The 19,225-nt window shown below is 62.8% G+C and carries 16 protein-coding genes, 2 tRNA genes and 2 rRNA genes; 12 read left to right on the forward strand and 8 right to left on the reverse strand.

The genetic code is table 11. The features are described 5' to 3' along the window. Positions 1-23: 23 nt before the first annotated feature. From RR42_RS18230 to RR42_RS18250, 5 genes are all read right to left on the reverse strand, one after another. Positions 24-2,902 (reverse strand): 23S ribosomal RNA (locus RR42_RS18230). Between the two features lie 302 nt (positions 2,903-3,204). Then, a tRNA-Ala gene (locus tag RR42_RS18235) sits at positions 3,205-3,280 on the reverse strand. A 48-nt stretch (positions 3,281-3,328) separates the two neighbouring features. After that, a tRNA-Ile gene (locus RR42_RS18240) sits at positions 3,329-3,405 on the reverse strand. A 61-nt stretch (positions 3,406-3,466) separates the two neighbouring features. Further along, positions 3,467-4,998: ribosomal RNA gene (locus RR42_RS18245) — 16S ribosomal RNA — on the reverse strand. The 16S and 23S rRNA genes sit together here with 2 tRNA genes alongside, the layout of an rRNA operon. Before the next feature lie 561 nt (positions 4,999-5,559). Beyond that, a complete protein-coding gene (locus RR42_RS18250; RefSeq protein WP_043349911.1) occupies positions 5,560-6,336 on the reverse strand; it encodes an enoyl-CoA hydratase in 777 nt (258 codons plus the stop codon). 204 nt (positions 6,337-6,540) lie between these two features. On the opposite strand from RR42_RS18250, the gene paaG reads away from it, so the two are divergent. Genes paaG through paaK form a run of 3 tightly spaced genes read left to right on the forward strand, consistent with a single transcriptional unit; the run spans position 6,541 to position 9,218 of the window. Then, complete coding sequence (gene paaG, locus RR42_RS18255; RefSeq protein WP_236701933.1) at positions 6,541-7,353, forward strand: 2-(1,2-epoxy-1,2-dihydrophenyl)acetyl-CoA isomerase PaaG; 813 nt, start codon at positions 6,541-6,543, stop codon at positions 7,351-7,353. Between the two features lie 59 nt (positions 7,354-7,412). Beyond that, positions 7,413-7,859 carry a hydroxyphenylacetyl-CoA thioesterase PaaI gene (gene paaI, locus RR42_RS18260; protein WP_043349914.1) on the forward strand — a complete coding sequence of 149 codons (447 nt, stop codon included), beginning with the start codon at positions 7,413-7,415 and terminating at the stop codon, positions 7,857-7,859. 57 nt (positions 7,860-7,916) lie between these two features. Further along, on the forward strand, positions 7,917-9,218 hold the full coding sequence (paaK, locus tag RR42_RS18265; RefSeq protein ID WP_043349915.1) for a phenylacetate--CoA ligase PaaK: 1,302 nt from the start codon (positions 7,917-7,919) through the stop codon (positions 9,216-9,218). Between the two features lie 63 nt (positions 9,219-9,281). Here the strand turns inward: paaK and RR42_RS18270 are convergent, their stop codons facing one another. Further along, the gene (locus RR42_RS18270; protein WP_043349918.1) at positions 9,282-10,451 is read right to left on the reverse strand and encodes a murein transglycosylase A; all 1,170 of its coding nucleotides are present in this window, start codon (positions 10,449-10,451) and stop codon (positions 9,282-9,284) included. Between the two features lie 88 nt (positions 10,452-10,539). Here RR42_RS18270 and RR42_RS18275 point away from each other — a divergent pair, with 88 nt between their 5' ends. Then, complete coding sequence (locus tag RR42_RS18275) at positions 10,540-10,767, forward strand: hypothetical protein (RefSeq protein ID WP_043349921.1); 228 nt, start codon at positions 10,540-10,542, stop codon at positions 10,765-10,767. A gap of 25 nt (positions 10,768-10,792) precedes the next feature. Here RR42_RS18275 and apaG read toward each other — a convergent pair whose 3' ends face one another. After that, positions 10,793-11,167, reverse strand: a complete 375-nt coding sequence (apaG, locus tag RR42_RS18280) for a Co2+/Mg2+ efflux protein ApaG (protein WP_006162582.1) — start codon at positions 11,165-11,167, stop codon at positions 10,793-10,795. A gap of 166 nt (positions 11,168-11,333) precedes the next feature. Between apaG and rpe the strand changes: the two genes are divergently transcribed. The 8 genes from rpe (at position 11,334) to RR42_RS18320 (ending at position 18,807) form a co-directional block, all read left to right on the forward strand. After that, the gene (rpe, locus tag RR42_RS18285; RefSeq protein WP_006162583.1) at positions 11,334-12,044 is read left to right on the forward strand and encodes a ribulose-phosphate 3-epimerase; all 711 of its coding nucleotides are present in this window, start codon (positions 11,334-11,336) and stop codon (positions 12,042-12,044) included. Next, positions 12,041-12,772, forward strand: a complete 732-nt coding sequence (gene gph / locus RR42_RS18290; protein WP_043349926.1) for a phosphoglycolate phosphatase — start codon at positions 12,041-12,043, stop codon at positions 12,770-12,772. The genes rpe and gph overlap by 4 nt, the downstream gene beginning before the upstream one ends. Before the next feature lie 461 nt (positions 12,773-13,233). Then, positions 13,234-14,751, forward strand: coding sequence for an anthranilate synthase component I (gene trpE, locus RR42_RS18295; protein ID WP_043349930.1), 1,518 nt, complete (start codon positions 13,234-13,236; stop codon positions 14,749-14,751). A gap of 24 nt (positions 14,752-14,775) precedes the next feature. Beyond that, complete coding sequence (locus RR42_RS18300) at positions 14,776-15,345, forward strand: aminodeoxychorismate/anthranilate synthase component II (RefSeq protein ID WP_043349933.1); 570 nt, start codon at positions 14,776-14,778, stop codon at positions 15,343-15,345. Positions 15,346-15,413: 68 nt separating this feature from the next. Next, positions 15,414-16,442: an anthranilate phosphoribosyltransferase gene (gene trpD, locus RR42_RS18305; RefSeq protein WP_043352341.1), complete on the forward strand. Its 1,029-nt coding sequence runs from the start codon at positions 15,414-15,416 to the stop codon at positions 16,440-16,442. 35 nt (positions 16,443-16,477) lie between these two features. Further along, the gene (gene trpC / locus RR42_RS18310; RefSeq protein WP_043349935.1) at positions 16,478-17,281 is read left to right on the forward strand and encodes an indole-3-glycerol phosphate synthase TrpC; all 804 of its coding nucleotides are present in this window, start codon (positions 16,478-16,480) and stop codon (positions 17,279-17,281) included. 26 nt (positions 17,282-17,307) lie between these two features. Then, the gene (locus tag RR42_RS18315; protein WP_043349937.1) at positions 17,308-17,949 is read left to right on the forward strand and encodes a CYTH domain-containing protein; all 642 of its coding nucleotides are present in this window, start codon (positions 17,308-17,310) and stop codon (positions 17,947-17,949) included. Positions 17,950-18,003: 54 nt separating this feature from the next. After that, the gene (locus tag RR42_RS18320) at positions 18,004-18,807 is read left to right on the forward strand and encodes a uracil-DNA glycosylase (protein ID WP_043349940.1); all 804 of its coding nucleotides are present in this window, start codon (positions 18,004-18,006) and stop codon (positions 18,805-18,807) included. Between the two features lie 34 nt (positions 18,808-18,841). Here RR42_RS18320 and RR42_RS18325 read toward each other — a convergent pair whose 3' ends face one another. Next, on the reverse strand, positions 18,842-19,114 hold the full coding sequence (locus RR42_RS18325) for an acylphosphatase (protein ID WP_043349945.1): 273 nt from the start codon (positions 19,112-19,114) through the stop codon (positions 18,842-18,844). Positions 19,115-19,225: the final 111 nt, after the last annotated feature.

A 19,225-nucleotide genomic window follows, 5' to 3' on the forward strand; every position in this document is an offset into this window, starting at 1 on the left:
CCAGGTAGAAACACACTGGTTATAGGATCAAGCCTTACGGGCAATTAGTACTGGTTAGCTTAACGCATTACTGCGCTTCCACACCCAGCCTATCAACGTCCTGGTCTCGAACGACCCTTCAAGGAGCTCAAGGCTCCAGGGAATCCTCATCTTCAGGCGAGTTTCCCGCTTAGATGCTTTCAGCGGTTATCTCTTCCGTACATAGCTACCCTGCGATGCCTCTGGCGAGACAACAGGTACACCAGCGGTACGTCCACTCCGGTCCTCTCGTACTAGGAGCAGCCCCCGTCAAGATTCCAACGCCCACGGCAGATAGGGACCAAACTGTCTCACGACGTTTTAAACCCAGCTCACGTACCTCTTTAAATGGCGAACAGCCATACCCTTGGGACCGGCTACAGCCCCAGGATGAGATGAGCCGACATCGAGGTGCCAAACACCGCCGTCGATATGAACTCTTGGGCGGTATCAGCCTGTTATCCCCAGAGTACCTTTTATCCGTTGAGCGATGGCCCTTCCATTCAGAACCACCGGATCACTATGTCCTGCTTTCGCACCTGCTCGACTTGTCGGTCTCGCAGTTAAGCACGCTTTTGCCATTGCACTTTAGGTACGATGTCCGACCGTACCAAGCGTACCTTCGAACTCCTCCGTTACACTTTGGGAGGAGACCGCCCCAGTCAAACTGCCTACCATGCACTGTCCCCGATCCGGATTCACGGACCAAGGTTAGAACCTCAAACAAACCAGGGTGGTATTTCAAGGACGGCTCCACGCAGACTAGCGTCCACGCTTCAAAGCCTCCCACCTATCCTACACAGATCGGTTCAAAGTCCAATGCAAAGCTACAGTAAAGGTTCATGGGGTCTTTCCGTCTAGCCGCGGGGAGATTGCATCATCACAAACACTTCAACTTCGCTGAGTCTCGGGAGGAGACAGTGTGGCCATCGTTACGCCATTCGTGCAGGTCGGAACTTACCCGACAAGGAATTTCGCTACCTTAGGACCGTTATAGTTACGGCCGCCGTTTACCGGGACTTCAATCAAGAGCTTGCACCCCATCATTTAATCTTCCGGCACCGGGCAGGCGTCACACCCTATACGTCCACTTTCGTGTTTGCAGAGTGCTGTGTTTTTATTAAACAGTCGCAGCCACCATTTTATTGCAACCCCTTCACCCTCCTGGCGCAGGCCAGTCAAGCTACAAGGGCGTACCTTATCCCGAAGTTACGGTACCAATTTGCCGAGTTCCTTCTCCCGAGTTCTCTCAAGCGCCTTAGAATACTCATCTCGCCCACCTGTGTCGGTTTGCGGTACGGTCTCGTATGACTGAAGCTTAGAGGCTTTTCTTGGAACCACTTCCAATTGCTTCGCAGCACTAGGCCGCTCGCCCCGCATCCTTGAATTCCGCGCCCGGATTTGCCTAAGCGCCTTCTCCAATGCAGGGACCGGGACTTCCAACACCCGGACAACCTTCCGCGATCCGTCCCCCCATCGCATCATACGACGGTGCAGGAATATTAACCTGCTTCCCATCAGCTACGCATCTCTGCCTCGCCTTAGGGGCCGACTCACCCTACGCCGATGAACGTTGCGTAGGAAACCTTGGGCTTACGGCGAGGGGGCTTTTCACCCCCTTTATCGCTACTCATGTCAGCATTCGCACTTCTGATACCTCCAGCATCCTTTACAAGACACCTTCACAGGCTTACAGAACGCTCTCCTACCATGCACTTACGTGCATCCGCAGCTTCGGTGACTGGCTTAGCCCCGTTACATCTTCCGCGCAGGACGACTCGATCAGTGAGCTATTACGCTTTCTTTAAAGGATGGCTGCTTCTAAGCCAACCTCCTGACTGTTTTAGCCTTCCCACTTCGTTTCCCACTTAGCCAATCTTAGGGACCTTAGCTGGCGGTCTGGGTTGTTTCCCTCTTGACACCGGACGTTAGCACCCGATGTCTGTCTCCCGTGATTGCACTCTTCGGTATTCGGAGTTTGCTATGGCGGGGTAATCAGCAATAGACCCCCCAACCATGACAGTGCTCTACCCCCGAAGGTGAGACACGAGGCACTACCTAAATAGTTTTCGGAGAGAACCAGCTATTTCCAGACTTGTTTAGCCTTTCACCCCTATCCACAGCTCATCCCCTAACTTTTCAACGTTAGTGGGTTCGGTCCTCCAGTACGTGTTACCGCACCTTCAACCTGGCCATGGATAGATCGTCTGGTTTCGGGTCTACACCCAGCGACTGAACGCCCTATTCGGACTCGCTTTCGCTACGCCTTCCCTAATCGGTTAAGCTTGCCACTGAATGTAAGTCGCTGACCCATTATACAAAAGGTACGCCGTCACCCGTTTCCAGGCTCCGACTGTTTGTATGCATGCGGTTTCAGGATCTATTTCACTCCCCTCCCGGGGTTCTTTTCGCCTTTCCCTCACGGTACTGGTTCACTATCGGTCGATCACGAGTATTTAGCCTTGGAGGATGGTCCCCCCATCTTCAGACAGGATTTCACGTGTCCCGCCCTACTTGTCGTACACCTAGTTCCACAACGCTGTTTTCGCATACAGGGCTATCACCTGCTATGGCCGGGCTTTCCATCCCGTTCTGCTAACAATGCTGCTAAAGAGTACAAGGCTCTTCCCATTTCGTTCGCCACTACTCTGGGAATCTCGGTTGATTTCTGTTCCTGCAGCTACTTAGATGTTTCAGTTCGCCGCGTTCGCTTCCCTGACCTATGTATTCAGTCAGGGATGACCCATAAGGGCCGGGTTTCCCCATTCGGACATCTCCGGATCAAAGCTTGTTTGCCAGCTCCCCGAAGCTTTTCGCAGGCTACCGCGTCCTTCATCGCCTGTGATCGCCAAGGCATCCACCACATGCACTTGTTCGCTTGACCCTATAACGAGTGTGTCTCAAACTTGCGTTCAAGCCGTGCTCGCTACAGGATGAGTTCTCGCATTTGTGCCGTATTCCAAGTCATCTTTCGATCACTTAAATACATTTCGGTTGATACAATCACAACCCGGTATCGTGTTTTACTACAGCGTCTCATCAACGCTCACGACACCTTTACTACATCCCATATTGTTAAAGAACAGCCGTGCGAAACTTCGTCTCGCAACGTCTTGGCCAAGGCCAAAGGCAAACGCTCAATCCTAAGCGCTTGCCTTTGACGACCAATCCAAGGTACCAGGTAATTGGTGGAGGATGACGGGATCGAACCGACGACCCCCTGCTTGCAAAGCAGGTGCTCTCCCAGCTGAGCTAATCCCCCAAATACTACTGACGCCGGAAGCTCAACATCGAACCACCGTCTATAACTTGGTGGGTCTGGTAGGACTTGAACCTACGACCCCCGCCTTATCAAGACGGTGCTCTAACCACCTGAGCTACAGACCCTTGGCTGTAACAGCAAACAAACCGATAAGTGTGAACGCTCGACTTAAGATGCACGCTCTTGAAAGGAGGTGATCCAGCCGCACCTTCCGATACGGCTACCTTGTTACGACTTCACCCCAGTCATGAACCCTGCCGTGGTAATCGCCCCCCTTGCGGTTAGGCTAACTACTTCTGGCAAAACCCACTCCCATGGTGTGACGGGCGGTGTGTACAAGACCCGGGAACGTATTCACCGCGGCATGCTGATCCGCGATTACTAGCGATTCCAGCTTCACGTAGTCGAGTTGCAGACTACGATCCGGACTACGATGCGTTTTCTGGGATTAGCTCCCCCTCGCGGGTTGGCAACCCTCTGTACGCACCATTGTATGACGTGTGAAGCCCTACCCATAAGGGCCATGAGGACTTGACGTCATCCCCACCTTCCTCCGGTTTGTCACCGGCAGTCTCTCTAGAGTGCTCTTGCGTAGCAACTAAAGACAAGGGTTGCGCTCGTTGCGGGACTTAACCCAACATCTCACGACACGAGCTGACGACAGCCATGCAGCACCTGTGTCCACTTTCCCTTTCGGGCACCTAATGCATCTCTGCTTCGTTAGTGGCATGTCAAGGGTAGGTAAGGTTTTTCGCGTTGCATCGAATTAATCCACATCATCCACCGCTTGTGCGGGTCCCCGTCAATTCCTTTGAGTTTTAATCTTGCGACCGTACTCCCCAGGCGGTCAACTTCACGCGTTAGCTACGTTACTGAAGAAATGAATCCCCAACAACTAGTTGACATCGTTTAGGGCGTGGACTACCAGGGTATCTAATCCTGTTTGCTCCCCACGCTTTCGTGCATGAGCGTCAGTGACGTCCCAGGGGGCTGCCTTCGCCATCGGTATTCCTCCACATCTCTACGCATTTCACTGCTACACGTGGAATTCTACCCCCCTCTGACATACTCTAGCCTTGCAGTCACAAGCGCCATTCCCAAGTTGAGCTCGGGGATTTCACGCCTGTCTTACAAAACCGCCTGCGCACGCTTTACGCCCAGTAATTCCGATTAACGCTCGCACCCTACGTATTACCGCGGCTGCTGGCACGTAGTTAGCCGGTGCTTATTCTTCCGGTACCGTCATCCCCCCGCTGTATTAGAGCAAGGGATTTCTTTCCGGACAAAAGTGCTTTACAACCCGAAGGCCTTCTTCACACACGCGGCATTGCTGGATCAGGGTTGCCCCCATTGTCCAAAATTCCCCACTGCTGCCTCCCGTAGGAGTCTGGGCCGTGTCTCAGTCCCAGTGTGGCTGATCGTCCTCTCAGACCAGCTACTGATCGTCGCCTTGGTGGGCCTTTACCCCACCAACTAGCTAATCAGACATCGGCCGCTCCTATCGCGCGAGGCCTTACGGTCCCCCGCTTTCACCCTCAGGTCGTATGCGGTATTAGCTAATCTTTCGACTAGTTATCCCCCACGACAGGGCACGTTCCGATGTATTACTCACCCGTTCGCCACTCGCCACCAGGATTGCTCCCGTGCTGCCGTTCGACTTGCATGTGTAAGGCATGCCGCCAGCGTTCAATCTGAGCCAGGATCAAACTCTTCAGTTTAATACCTGTGTGGTTCCGAAGAACCTCGCTCTTTCGAGCGGTCGCTCACTCTCAGAAAACTGACTGGTTACATCCGAAGACATAACCAACATGTTTTACTGTGCGAGCACTTTATAACTTGCAAGCTAAAAGACCGAAGTCTTCCGCATCCGCTATCAAGCGCCCACACTTATCGGTTGTTTGTTTGTTAAAGAACTTGCCGCGGTTCGCTTTGCTTACCGCGTCGCTGCGTTTGCTGCAGCAGAGAAACGAGATTATGAAGCGTGATCGTCGTTTCGTCAACAGGTTTTTTACTTCAGCTCGCTGCGCCGTTCGCGCCGCCAACCACCCCGCCAACCCCGCAACCCTTGTCCCGTCTGCTTTGCAGCGGCGTTTCGTGTTGCGAGGGGGCGAATCATAGGGGACCCCCTCGGCCTTGGCAATCGTTTTGTCACATGAGTATGCGATGCATGCCGAAGGCACGGGAATAACCCATTGATCTATAAAGAAAATGCAGCTCGCTTACGCCGCACCGAAAGGTGAGTACCCGATGAAACTGCTCGGGTATTCACCTATCAAGTTTTAGCGATGCTTGAAATCGGGCGCCCTCTTCTCCACAAAAGCGGCCATCCCTTCCTTCTGGTCTTCCGTCGCAAAGGTGGAGTGGAACAAACGGCGCTCCAGGTGCACACCCTCGGAAAGGCTGGTCTCGTAAGCCGCGTTGATCGACTCCTTGATCATCATCACCACCGGCAACGAGAAACCGGCAATGGTCTCGGCGGCGGCCAGCGCATCGTCGAGCAGCTTGTCGGCGGCAACCACGCGCGACACGAGGCCGGCGCGTTCGGCTTCCGCCGCGTCCATCATGCGCGAAGTCAGGCACAGGTCCATGGCTTTGGCCTTGGAGACCGCGCGGGGCAGGCGCTGGGTGCCGCCGGCGCCGGGCATCGTGCCCAGCTTGACCTCGGGCTGGCCGAAGCGGGCGGTATCGGCGGCAATGATGATGTCGCACATCATCGCCAGTTCGCAACCGCCGCCGAGCGCGTAGCCGGCCACAGCCGCGATCACCGGCTTGCGGATGCGGCGGATCGTTTCCCAGTTGCGCGTGATGTAGTCGCCCTTGTACACATCCATATAGGAGTACTTGGCCATCATGCCGATATCGGCGCCTGCGGCAAAAGCGCGTTCGCTGCCGGTGATCACGATGCTGCCGATGGCTTCATCGGCGTCGAAGGCGAGCAGCGCCACGCCCAACTCATCCATCAGCGCGTCGTTAAGCGCGTTCAGGGCCTTGGGGCGATTCAGCGTCACCAGGCCAACGCGCCCGCGCGTTTCGACCAGAATGTTCTCGTACGGCATGTGTTCTCCTCTTGGAATGGGAAGTCGGAAAGCGGAAAGTGGATCGATTCGTTACCCTGCGAGACGATACTCGCGTGCGGAAATTAGTGCTACCATTTGCCGACCGACTGGTCGGTTAATTTAAACGGCGATCCGGATCCTCTTATATATAAGTGACCGCGTGCCGCCGGACATAGCCTCCACTGACATGGCAGGAGACGAAAGATGCCAGACACGCCCCCACAAGCCAGCCTGACTTCCGGCCCGATACTGCTCGCCTGGCATGGCCAGGTTGCGGTCATCACGCTGAATCGCCCCGACAAGCTCAATAGCTTTACCCGCGAAATGCACGCCGTGCTACAGCAGGCACTCGACCATGTGGAGGCCGGCGGCGCCCGCGCCCTGCTGCTGACCGGTGCCGGGCGCGGCTTCTGCGCGGGGCAGGACCTGGCCGACCTGGATTTCACGCCCGGCGCCATGACCGACCTGGGTGAGTTGATCGATGTGTGGTTCAACCGGCTGATCCGGCGCCTGCAAAAGCTGCCGCTGCCGGTGATTGCCGCCGTCAACGGCACGGCGGCCGGCGCGGGAGCCAACCTGGCGCTGGCTTGCGACATGGTGCTGGCGGCGCGCTCGGCCAGCTTCATCCAGGCCTTCGTCAAGATCGGGCTGGTGCCGGATTCTGGCGGCACCTGGCTGCTGCCCAAGCGCATCGGCATGGCCCGCGCCATGGGCTTGGCCATGACGGGCGACAAGCTCAGCGCCGACGAGGCCGAAAAGTGGGGGCTGATCTGGGAGGCAATGGACGATCCGTTGTTGCCCGAGCAGGCGCTGGCGCTGGCCACGCACCTGGCGGCCCAGCCGACGCGCGCCCTGGCCGCCATCAAGCAAGCCATGTACGCCGGCGCGAGCCAGGGGCTCGATGCCCAGCTCGACCTGGAACGCGACCTGCAACGTGAGCTGGGCGCGTCGCCCGACTATGCCGAGGGCGTGAACGCCTTCCTGGAAAAACGCGCGCCGCGCTTCACCGGGCGATAGGATCGCCAATACCGCAGCCCGCAGCGCTGCGCAGCCAACAGCCCCAACAGGAGACCAGCTTGACCCACAATCCCCAGGCCCTCGCGGAAAGCGCCGCCGCCAGCATGTACGAAGCCGACACCTGCAGCCGCTGGCTGGGCATCAGCGTCGAGGCCGTGCGGCCCGGCTACGCGCGCTTGTCCATGCCGGTGCGCCGGGAGTTCCTCAACGGCCACGGCATCTGCCACGGTGGCCTGATGTTCACGCTGGCCGACTCGGCCTTTGCCTTCGCCTGCAACAGCCACAATATCAATACGGTGGCGGCAGGCTGCAGCATCGAGTTCCTCAAACCCGTGCAAGGCGGCGACGTGCTGACGGCAGAAGCCACGGAGCAGGTCCTGTCGGGCCGGCATGGCATCTACGATATCCGGGTGACCAACCGCGCCGGCGAGCCGGTGGCAATGTTCCGCGGCAAGTCCGCGCAGATCAAGGGGCATGTGGTCACCCCGCCGGACGCGGCGCAGTGATGCCTGGCCCGGACACATACAAATACAAGCAAACATAAGCCCCGCGCAGGAGACACCATGACGCGCCTGACAGATCTGCCGCTCGAGCCGATCGAGACCGCCAGCCGCGACGCATTGCAGGCGTTGCAACTGGAACGCCTGCAATGGTCGCTCAACCACGCCTATCAGAACTCGCCGGTCTACCGCCGCAAGTTCGATGCCGCCGGCGTCCACCCGAACCAGATCCGCACGCTGGCCGACCTCGCCCGCTTTCCGTTCACCACCAAGCAGGACTTGCGCGATAGCTACCCATTCGGGATGTTCGCCGTGCCGCAGGACCGCGTGGCGCGCATCCATGCCTCGTCGGGCACAACCGGCAAGCCCACGGTGGTGGGCTACACCTTGAAGGACATCGACACCTGGGCCACGGTGGTGGCGCGCTCGATCCGCGCGGCCGGCGCGCGGCGCGGCGACAAGGTGCATATCAGCTACGGCTATGGGCTCTTTACAGGCGGACTCGGCGCGCACTATGGCGTGGAAAAGGCAGGGCTCACCGCGATCCCGTTCGGTGGCGGCCAGACCGAGCGGCAGGTGCAGCTGATTCAGGACTTCAAGCCGGAAGTGATCATGGTCACGCCCAGCTACATGCTGGCCATCGCCGACGAGTTCGAGCGCCAGGGCATCGACCCGACCGCCAGCTCCCTCAAGGTCGGCATCTTCGGCGCGGAACCGTGGACGCCCGAGATGCGCCTGGCCATCGAGAAGCGCATGGGCATCTCGGCTGTGGATATTTACGGGCTGTCGGAAGTCATGGGGCCGGGCGTGGCCAGCGAGTGCGCACAGACCAAGGATGGCCCGACCATCTGGGAGGATCATTTCTACCCGGAGGTGATCGATCCCCTCACCGGCGAGGTGCTGCCCGACGGCGAATTCGGCGAGCTGGTTTTTACGTCGCTGTCCAAGGAGGCCCTGCCGATCGTCCGTTACAGGACCCGGGATCTCACGCGGCTGCTGCCCGGCAGCGCCCGCGGCGCCTTCCGCCGCATGGAGAAAGTGACTGGCCGCACCGACGACATGATGATCATCCGGGGCGTCAACGTGTTCCCCTCGCAGATCGAGGAGTTGATCCTCAAGCACGCCGAACTGGCGCCGCACTACCAATGCGTGCTGACCAAGGATGGCCATCTCGATGTGCTGACCGTGCGCGTGGAATGCGCACATGGCGTCGACCCGGCGGCCACGCATCAGGCCAGTGCCCAGCTGACCTACGACATCAAGGCCTTTATCGGCGTCACCGTTGGCATCGAGATCCTGCCTAGCGGCGGCGTGGAGCGCTCGGTGGGCAAGGCGCGGCGCATCGTCGACCAGCGCCCGCGCTGAAGCGCTGAACGTGCAGAGGCAGCAAGGGCCGGCCAAGGAATGGCCGGCCCTTGCTTTCATGCCCTAGCTGCGCGGCATCAGCACCCACATGCGCCCGCCCTGCTTCATCCGTCCGGCGGCCTCGCCTGCCGCATCGCCAGCCCCCCAGAAGAAGTCGGCCCGCACCCCGCCCTTGATGGCGGAGCCCGTATCCTGCGCGAACATCAAGCGCTGGATCGGCTCGGACGACAGCGGCCGCGTGGTCGAGAGGAAGACCGGCACGCCCAGCGGGATGGTGGCGGGATCGACCGCGATGGAGCGCTCGGCTGTCAGCGGCACGCCCAGCGCGCCGACCGGGCCGTCGTTATTAGGCGGCAGTTCGCGGAAGAACACGAAGCGCGGGTTCACATTGAGCATTTCATCCACGCGCCCCGGGTTGGCCCGCGCCCAGGCCTTGATGCCTTGCATGGTGGCCTGCGCCGGCGTGATCTCGCCGCGGTCGAGCAACCACTTGCCGAAGGAGCGGAACGGCTGGTCGTTGGTGCCGCCGAAGCCCACCCGCATGACGCTGCCGTCCTGCAGGCGGATCCGGCCGGAGCCCTGGATCTGCAGGAACGCGGCTTCCACGGGATCATCGACCCAGACCAGTTCCTGGCCGCGCAGGGCCGGGTTCTGCAGCAGTTCGCCGCGTGCCGGCAGCGCCCGGTTGCCCCATTGGGGCGGCTTGCGATACAGCGGGACCTGGTACTGTCCCTGGCGCGTGCGTGCGCCGTGCAGGATCGGCTCGTAGTAGCCGGTGATCAGCCCGCTATCGGTGCCGTCGCCGTTGACGACGCGAAAGGGCTGGAAGTTGGATTCGAAGTAGGCGCGCATTGCGCCCAGGTCGCCGGCATCGACCATCAGGCCGAGCGCGCAGACGCGGTTCCACTCGGCGCGCTTCTTCAGGGCCTGGCAACTGGCCTGCAGCGCCGGCCAGGCGGCGCGCATGTCGTCCTGGCTCCAGCCGCCGATCTCGCCCCAGCTGGCGGCTTGCAGCACGCCCTTCTGGGTGGAACCGGTCGGCGGCGCCACGGGCCGGGTGCCCGGGCCTTCGATGCGGGGCGGCGGGCCGCTCATGCAGCCGGCCAGCAGCGTGGCGGCGGCGGCAAGCCCGAGCCAGCCGAGCCGGCGGCCGCTGGCAGCGGGACTTGCCCGTCCCGACGCGATGCGGGAAGACGAAAAAGGAAGTCGGAAAAGGGAATGCAGGTATGCCATCTTGATTGGGTGAAAACTCAGCGTATCGCGGCCGGACGCATCTGCCGATGGCCTACAATGCCCACCGTCGCCTCCACGTAGCCCTGTCATGAGCAAGTTCTTCGAAGCCCATCCCATGCTGCTCTTCGCCCTCGAGGCCGGACTGGCGCTCTTCCTGCTGATCTTCATCGTGGTCTGGACCATGGGCACGGCCAAGAAGAACCCGCGCCCCAGCCGCGCGCCGGACGATCATCCGTCGCGCGCGGGCCATGGAGGAAATGCGGGACAAGGCACGGCGCGTACCCAACAGGATCAGGACAGCGCTTCGGGCCAATAGGTTCCGCCGCGTTCAGTACAACGTCTCAGTGCAACATGCGCGGCAGGACCAGCGCAAACTCGGGAATCGGCACCTCGAAGCGATGGCCATCCTCGGCCACGCAGAAATACTCTCCCTTCATCGAGCCCACCGGGGTCGAGATCGTGGCCCAGCTGGTGTACTCGAAATGCTCGCCCGGCTTGAGCAGGGGCTGGTGCCCGACCACGCCAAGGCCAGCCACTTCCTGGGTGCCGTTGTCGCTATCGGTGATGACCCAGTGCCGGGAGATCAGCTGCGCAGCCACCTCGCCGGTATTGTGGATCGTGATGGTGTAGGCGAAGGCATGGCGCCCGCGCTCAGGGTCGGACTGGTCGGCCAGGTACTGGGTACGTACGGCCACGGAAAACGCGTATTCGCTCATTGTCGACACATAAGAGGCGGGATCAGGGTAGCCGCATTGTGCGGCATGGCTCCGGGGGCGGCAAGCTAAGCCGCCGCAAGCTGCCTGTCCGGTGGCAGCGGCGCCCCGCGCTGGGAGGGTAAAATACCGGCTTCCCCCTTGAAGCACCCTCCTTTCGAGCCCCGCCATGAGCACGCCCACCTACCGCATCGCCCCGTCCATCCTGTCCGCCGACTTTGCCCGCCTGGGCGAGGAAGTGCGGCGCGTGACCGCGGACGGCGCCGACTGGATCCATTTCGACGTGATGGACAACCATTACGTGCCGAACCTGACCGTGGGCCCGCTGGTGTGCGAGGCGATCCGCCCCCACGTGACCGCCCCGATCGACGTGCACCTGATGGTGCGCCCGGTGGACCGCATCATTCCGGACTTCGCCAAGGCAGGCGCCAATATCATCACCTTCCACCCGGAAGCCAGCGAGCATATCGACCGCTCCCTGGCGCTGATCCGCGAACACGGCTGCCAGGCCGGCCTGGTGTTCAACCCGGCCACGCCGCTGCACCACCTGGACCACGTGATGGACCGCATCGACGTGATCCTGCTGATGTCGGTCAACCCCGGCTTCGGCGGCCAGTCCTTCATTCCCGAGACGCTCAACAAGCTGCGCGCAGCCCGCAAGCGCATCGACGCGTACGCCGAGCGCACCGGACGCCGCATCCTGCTGGAAGTGGACGGTGGCGTGAAGATCGACAACATCGCCGAGATCGCCGCGGCGGGGGCCGACACGTTTGTCGCCGGTTCCGCCGTGTTCAGCAAGCCGGACGCCGACGGCGGCTACAAGGGCGTGCTGTCGGCCATGCGCAGCGAGCTGGCCAAGGTCGGCAAGGCAGGCCAATGAGCTCGGCGCAGATGAAGCGCACCGACTGGCGCGGCATCCGCGGTGTCATCGTGGACCTGGACGGCACCATGGTGGACACTGCCGGCGACTTCCACGCGGCGGTCAATGCCATGCTCAAGGCGCTGGTCCACCTGCATCCGCAGCTTGGCAACACCGCGCCGATGAGCAAGGAAGAGATCGTCAGCTTCGTCGGCAAGGGCTCGGAGAACCTGATCCGGCGCGTGCTGGATGCGCGCTTCCCGCCGGCCCACGCCAACGGCATGTTTGCCGATGCGCTGGCGCTGTACGACCGCGAATACCTGCGCATCAACGGTCAGTTCTCGCAGGTCTACCCCGGCGTCGCCGAAGGCCTGGCGGCCCTGAAGGCAGTTGGCCTTCGGATGGCCTGCGTGACCAACAAGCCGCATGGCTTCACCGAGCCGCTGCTGGCCAAGACCGGCCTGGGCCGGTTCTTCGAGCTGGTCTATGGCGGCGACGCCTTCGCCCTGCGCAAGCCGGATCCCCTGCCCCTGCTCAAGGTAGCCGAGGCATTCCGCCTGGAGCCGGCCGAAATGGCCGCGATCGGCGACTCGGAAAACGATGCGCAGGCAGCCCGCGCGGCGGGCATGGGGGTGCTGCTTGTGCCCTACGGCTACAACCACGGCAATCCTGTACAAGGCGTTGACGCCGATGGTATAGTCGATTCCATTGTTCGCGTTGCCGAGCTGTTGGCGGCACACCGGGCATGACCCCGGCGGCCGCAAGGCCGCCGAAGCCCAAAGCACCACCCGACATCCAAACCATAAATCGCTGAACACGATTTCATGTTTCTGAACCGCAAACGCATCTCTTCTGGCAGTGATCGGCAGGCCTGGCCCTGGCGTCGCTGGCGCGCCTCCCAACAGGCGTAAAGTGCGTTCGCGAGTCTCCTGACCGCCCCTTTCCCGCATCCCCGCGATGCATCCGCACCAGGATGGGGCCGGCCAGACCGGCAGGTTGCCGGACCTTCTCTGATTTTCCAGCCGCCCGACATCCAGCCCTTGTGCCGGTGTCATCCGAACGCGCTGCACGCCCACCCCGGCCGTGCGTGGACATTCGTCCGCGCCATGGTCTCTCCGGGGCGGGTCTGACGACCTTCCAGCCCCAAGTTGCCGACATCGCGACGTGCGCCATACTGAAACGGCAGGCGCCGCTGCACAAGAGGATCGACATGACCGAACTGGAATTCAAATCGCTGGCCGAGCAGGGCTACAACCGTATCCCCCTGATCACCGAAGCCTTCGCCGACCTGGAAACGCCGCTGTCGCTGTACCTGAAGCTGGCGCAATCGCAAACGCGCGGGGTCAACACCTTCTTGCTGGAATCCGTGGTGGGCGGCGAGCGCTTCGGACGCTACTCGTTCATCGGCCTGCACGCCCGTACGCTGCTGCGCGCCTCGGGCATGCGCACCGAAGTGGTCACCGATGGCCGCGTGGTGGAAACCCACGAAGGCAACCCGCTCGACTTCATCGCCGACTTCGAGAAGCGCTTCAAGGTGGCGCTGCGCCCCGGCCTGCCGCGCTTTTGCGGCGGCCTGGCCGGCTACTTCGGCTACGACACGGTGCGTTATATCGAGAAGAAGCTCGCCAACACGCAAAAGCCGGACGACCTGAACCTGCCCGACATCCAGCTGCTGCTGTGCGAAGAGCTGGCCGTGATCGACAACCTGTCCGGCAAGCTTTACCTGATCGTCTACGCCGACCCGACCACGCCGGAAGCCTACGCCCGCGCCCGCCAGCGCCTGCGCGAGCTGCGCATGAAGCTGCGCCAGCCGGTGGACGTGCCCATCACCAGCCCCTCGGTGCAAACCGACGTCTACCGCGAATTCGAGAAGGCCGACTACCTCGCCGCCGTGCACAAGGCCAAGGAATACATCATGGCTGGCGACATGATGCAGGTACAGATCGGCCAGCGCCTGGTCAAGCCGTACCGCGACTCCCCGCTGACCCTGTACCGCGCGCTGCGCTCGCTGAACCCGTCGCCTTACATGTACTTCTACAACTTCGGCGACTTCCAGATCGTGGGGGCCTCGCCCGAGATCCTGGTGCGCCAGGAAACTCGCCGCGTGGGCAGCAACGGCGACCAGCGCGAGGATCACATCGTCACCATCCGCCCGCTGGCCGGTACCCGTGCGCGCGGCAACACGCCGGAGAAGGACGCGCAACTGGCCACCGAGCTGCTCAACGATCCCAAGGAAATCGCCGAGCACGTGATGCTGATCGACCTGGCGCGCAACGACATTGGCCGCATCGCCGAGATCGGCTCGGTCAAGGTCACCGACCAGATGGTGATCGAGAAATACTCCCACGTGCAGCACATCGTCAGCTCGGTGGAAGGCACGCTCAAGCCCGGCATGAGCAATCTCGACGTGCTGCGCGCCACCTTCCCGGCCGGCACGCTGTCGGGCGCGCCCAAGGTGCACGCGATGGAGATCATCGACGAACTGGAGCCGCGCAAGCGCGGCATCTACGGCGGCGCGGTGGGCTACCTGTCCTTCGGCGGCGAGATGGACCTGGCCATCGCGATCCGTACCGGCATCGTCAAGGACGGCAATCTCTATGTGCAGGCCGCCGCCGGCATCGTGGCGGACTCGGACCCCGAAGCCGAATGGAGGGAAACCGAAGCCAAGGCGCGTGCCGTGATCCGCGCCGCCGAGCAGGTCCAGGACGGCCTGGACTCGGATATCTAAGGTAAAGGGAACAGGGGAACCGCCATGCTGCTGATGATCGACAACTACGATTCGTTTACCTACAACATCGTGCAATATTTCGGCGAACTCGGCGCCGACGTGCGCACCTACCGCAACGACGAAATCACGCTGGAAGAGATCGAGGCGCTCAAGCCCAACCATATCTGCGTCTCGCCCGGCCCGTGCAGCCCGCGTGAAGCCGGCATTTCCGTGGCAGTGCTGCAGCACTTTGCCGGCCGCATCCCGATGCTGGGCGTGTGCCTGGGCCACCAGGCCATCGGCGAAGCCTTCGGCGGCAAGGTGATCCGCGCCAAGCAGGTCATGCACGGCAAGGTCAGCCGCATCGAGACCACGCAGGAAGGCGTGTTCGCCGGCCTGCCCAAGCACTTCGACGTGACGCGCTATCATTCGCTGGCGATCGAGCGCGAGACCTTGCCGGATTGCCTGGAAGTGACGGCCTGGACACCGGATGGCGAAATCATGGGCGTGCGCCACAAGACGCTCGCCATCGAGGGGGTGCAGTTCCACCCCGAGTCCATCCTGTCAGAGCATGGCCATGCGCTGCTGGCCAACTTCGTCAAGGCGCCCCGATGAGACTGCTCGATACGCCGAACGCGCCGGTCCCTGGCGCGGCCCACACCAACGCAAAGACCGAGACCGCCATGTCCATCACGCCCCAGGAAGCCCTCACCCGCTGCATCGAACACCGCGAGATCTTCCATGACGAGATGCTGCACCTGATGCGGCAGATCATGCAGGGCCAGATGTCGCCGGTGATGGCCGCGGCCATCCTGACCGGCCTGCGGGTCAAGAAGGAGACCATCGGCGAGATCTCGGCGGCGGCGCAGGTGATGCGCGAGTTCGCCAACAAGGTGCCCGTCAAGGACCGCGAGAACTTCGTCGACATCGTCGGCACCGGCGGCGACGGCTCGCACACGTTCAATATTTCCACCGCGTCGATGTTCGTGGCGTCCGCTGCCGGCGCGCGCATTGCCAAGCACGGCAACCGTGGCGTGAGCTCCAAGTCGGGCAGCGCCGACGTGCTGGAAGCGCTGGGCGTGAACATCATGCTGACGCCAGAGCAGGTCGGGCAATGCATCGAGCAGACCGGCATCGGCTTCATGTTCGCCCCTACCCATCACCCGGCCATGAAGAACGTCGCCCCGATCCGCAAGGAAATGGGCGTGCGCACCATCTTCAATATCCTGGGCCCGCTGACCAACCCGGCCGACGCGCCCAATATCCTGATGGGCGTGTTCCACCCCGACCTGGTCGGCATCCAGGTACGCGTGATGCAGCGCCTGGGCGCGCGCCATGCGCTGGTGGTCTACGGCAAGGACGGCATGGATGAGGTCTCGCTGGGCGCCGCCACGCTGGTGGGCGAACTCAAGGACGGCGAAGTGCGCGAGTACGAAGTCCACCCCGAGGATTTCGGCCTGCAGATGATCTCGAACCGCGGCTTGAAGGTGGCCGATGCCACCGAGTCCAAGGAAATGCTGCTGGAAGCGCTCACCGATGTGCCTGGCACCCCGCGCGAGATCGTCACGCTCAACGCCGGCACGGCGCTGTACGCGGCCAATGTGGCCAGCTCGATCGAGGACGGCATCCAGCGCGCGCGCGAGGCCATCGCCAGCGGCGCGGCGCGCGAGAAGCTCGACCAGTTCGTGCGCGCCACGCAGCAGTTCAAGTAAGCCAGAGCCATCCAGCCCCGCGAGAGAATTACCGCATGTCCGATATCCTGCAGAAAATCCTGGCCGTGAAGGCCGACGAAGTGAACGCGGCGCGCAAGAAGCGCGACCTGCCCAGCCTGCGCGCCGAGGCCGAGAGCCTGCGCGCCGAGCCGGGCCTGGCGCCGCGTGGCTTCGAACGCGCGCTGCGCGAGAAGATCGCCGCCGGCAACGCCGGGGTGATCGCCGAGGTGAAGAAAGCCTCGCCCTCCAAGGGCGTGCTGCGCGCGAACTTCGTGCCGGAGGCCATTGCCGAGAGCTACGCCACGCATGGCGCGGCCTGCCTTTCCGTCCTGACGGACGTGAACTTCTTCCAGGGCCACGCCGAATTCCTCAAGCGCGCCCGCGGCGCCTGCCCGTTGCCGGCCTTGCGCAAGGACTTCATGATTGATCTGTACCAGGTCTATGAAGCGCGCTGCTGGGGCGCCGACGCCATCCTGCTGATCGTGTCCGCGCTGGACCCGGGCCTGATGGCCGAACTGGAAGCCTGCGCGCATGAGCTGGGCATGGACGTGCTGGTGGAAGTGCACGGCGGCGAAGAGCTCGACGCCGCGCTGCGCCTGAAAACGCCGCTGCTGGGCGTAAACAACCGCAACCTGCGGACCTTCGAGGTATCGCTCGACAACACGCTGGACCTGCTGCCGCGCATTCCCGACGACCGCCTGGTGGTGACCGAATCCGGCATCATCGGCCCGGACGACGTGCACCGCATGCGTGACGCCAATGTGCACGCCTTCCTGGTGGGCGAGGCCTTCATGCGCGCGCCCGACCCGGGTGTCGAGCTGGCTCGCCTGTTCGCCTGAGCGGGAAACATAAAACCACAATCACAATGGCCCAGGAAATCGAACTCAAGCTGGCGGTGCCGGACGGTGCCATGCCGGCGCTGGCGGCCTGGCTGGATGCACAGGGACAGCCGCGCGGCGAGCATACGCTGCTCAACGTCTACCTTGACACGCCCGCGCGCGACCTCGCCAGCGCACGCGCCGCCCTGCGGCTGCGCCGCCGCGGCGAGCAATGGCTGCAGACACTGAAGACGGCCGGCAAGAGCGAAGCCGGGCTGGCCGCCCGCCACGAGTGGGAAACCAGGGTGGCTGCCGAAGCCATCGAGCTGGACGCCTTCCCGCCCGAGGCGCGCGCCCTGCTGGCGCCACTGGCCGCAACCCTGGCACCGGTATTCCGCACCGATTTCGCGCGGCGCACCTGGCTGGTGGAGCAGGACGGGGTGCGCATCGAGGCCGCGCTCGACGCCGGGACGATTTCAGCGCCGGGAAGCGCCGAGCAAGAGACGATCCAGGAACTGGAGCTCGAGTGGCTGCCTGGCGCCGCCGGCCAGGCTCCCACGCAAGCACAGGCCGAAGCCGCGCTGCGTGCGCTGGCGCTGCGCCTGCAGCACGTTGCGCCCCTCAAGCCGTCCGACCAGAGCAAGGCCGCGCGCGGCTATCGGCTCGCCGCCGGTGCCGGCCGCGCCTGAGCTGGCACGCCTGCGCCCTCTCGCCCCTCCAAAAAAACCAGGTACTCCTCCAGCATGACCAAGCACAACAGCGCACAGGCCGACCTGTTCGCGGCCCCGGCCGTTGCCGCAGCCGAAACCGAAAACGCCACCGCGCCTGCCCCGGCCGCCGCCAGCCTGCTGGAGCAAGCCGCCGCGCTGCCTGCGGCCTGGCGCGCATTGCTGGCCCCCTGCATGAACACCGCCGGCTGGCAGGAGCTGGCCGCCTTCGTCGACGGCGAGCGCGCCAGCGGCAAGCCGGTCTTTCCGCATGACGTGTTCCACGCCTTGCACCTGACGCCGCCCGAGACCGTCAAGGTGGTCATCCTTGGCCAGGACCCGTATCACGGCACCGGCGTGGTCAACGGCAGCGAGATTCCGCAGGCGCATGGCCTGGCCTTCTCGGTGCCGGACGGCGTGCGCGTGCCGCCCAGCCTGCGCAACATCTTCAAGGAAATCGCCGCGGAGTATGAAGGCGGCGCCGTGCCAGCCTCCGGCAATCTCGAAGGCTGGGCGCGCCAGGGCGTGCTGCTGCTCAACACCGTGCTGACGGTGGAGCAAGGCCAGGCCGCCAGCCACGCCAGGCGCGGCTGGGAAGCGGTGACCGACTGCCTGATCCAGGCCTTGTCCGCCGCGCGCCCGCACCTGGTCTTCCTGTTGTGGGGCAGCCACGCGCAAGCCAAGAAGCCCTTGCTGGCCGGCACGCACTGCGTGCTGGAAGCGCCGCATCCGTCACCGTTGTCGGCACACCGGGGTTTCCTGGGCTGCGGGCACTTCCGGCTGGCCAACGATTGGCTGCAACGGCACGGCGCCGCGCCGGTGGACTGGCGCGCCACCTGAGCCGCCGGGCAGCCGCCTGCCTGCCGGACACGCCTCAAGCGGTCGGCAGGCAGTCGAAGTCCTCGAACTCTCCCGCGCCGGGCAACGCCACCAGCGCGTTGACCTGCGCATCGGGCGGCCCGCGCCGCATCCAGTTGCAAAAGGCCTCCAGCCGATCCGGTGGCCCATAGGCCATGACCTCGACCGAGCCATCGTGCCGGTTGCGCACCCAGCCGTTGATGCCGAGCGCCCCGGCCTGCCCCGCGCAGGCCACACGGTAGCCCACGCCCTGCACCCTCCCCTTGACCACGATGTGCCATGTTTCCATCTGGCTTCCCCTTGCCGCGCGCGAGCGCCGAAACATCCGTTGAAACGGTTACGACACGCATAACAGGTAAACTAGACCGCCATGCAAAGCGTTACCAGTAAGGGCAGGCCC

The sequence above is a fragment of the Cupriavidus basilensis genome (genome assembly GCF_000832305.1).
Lineage (GTDB): Bacteria > Pseudomonadota > Gammaproteobacteria > Burkholderiales > Burkholderiaceae > Cupriavidus > Cupriavidus basilensis_F.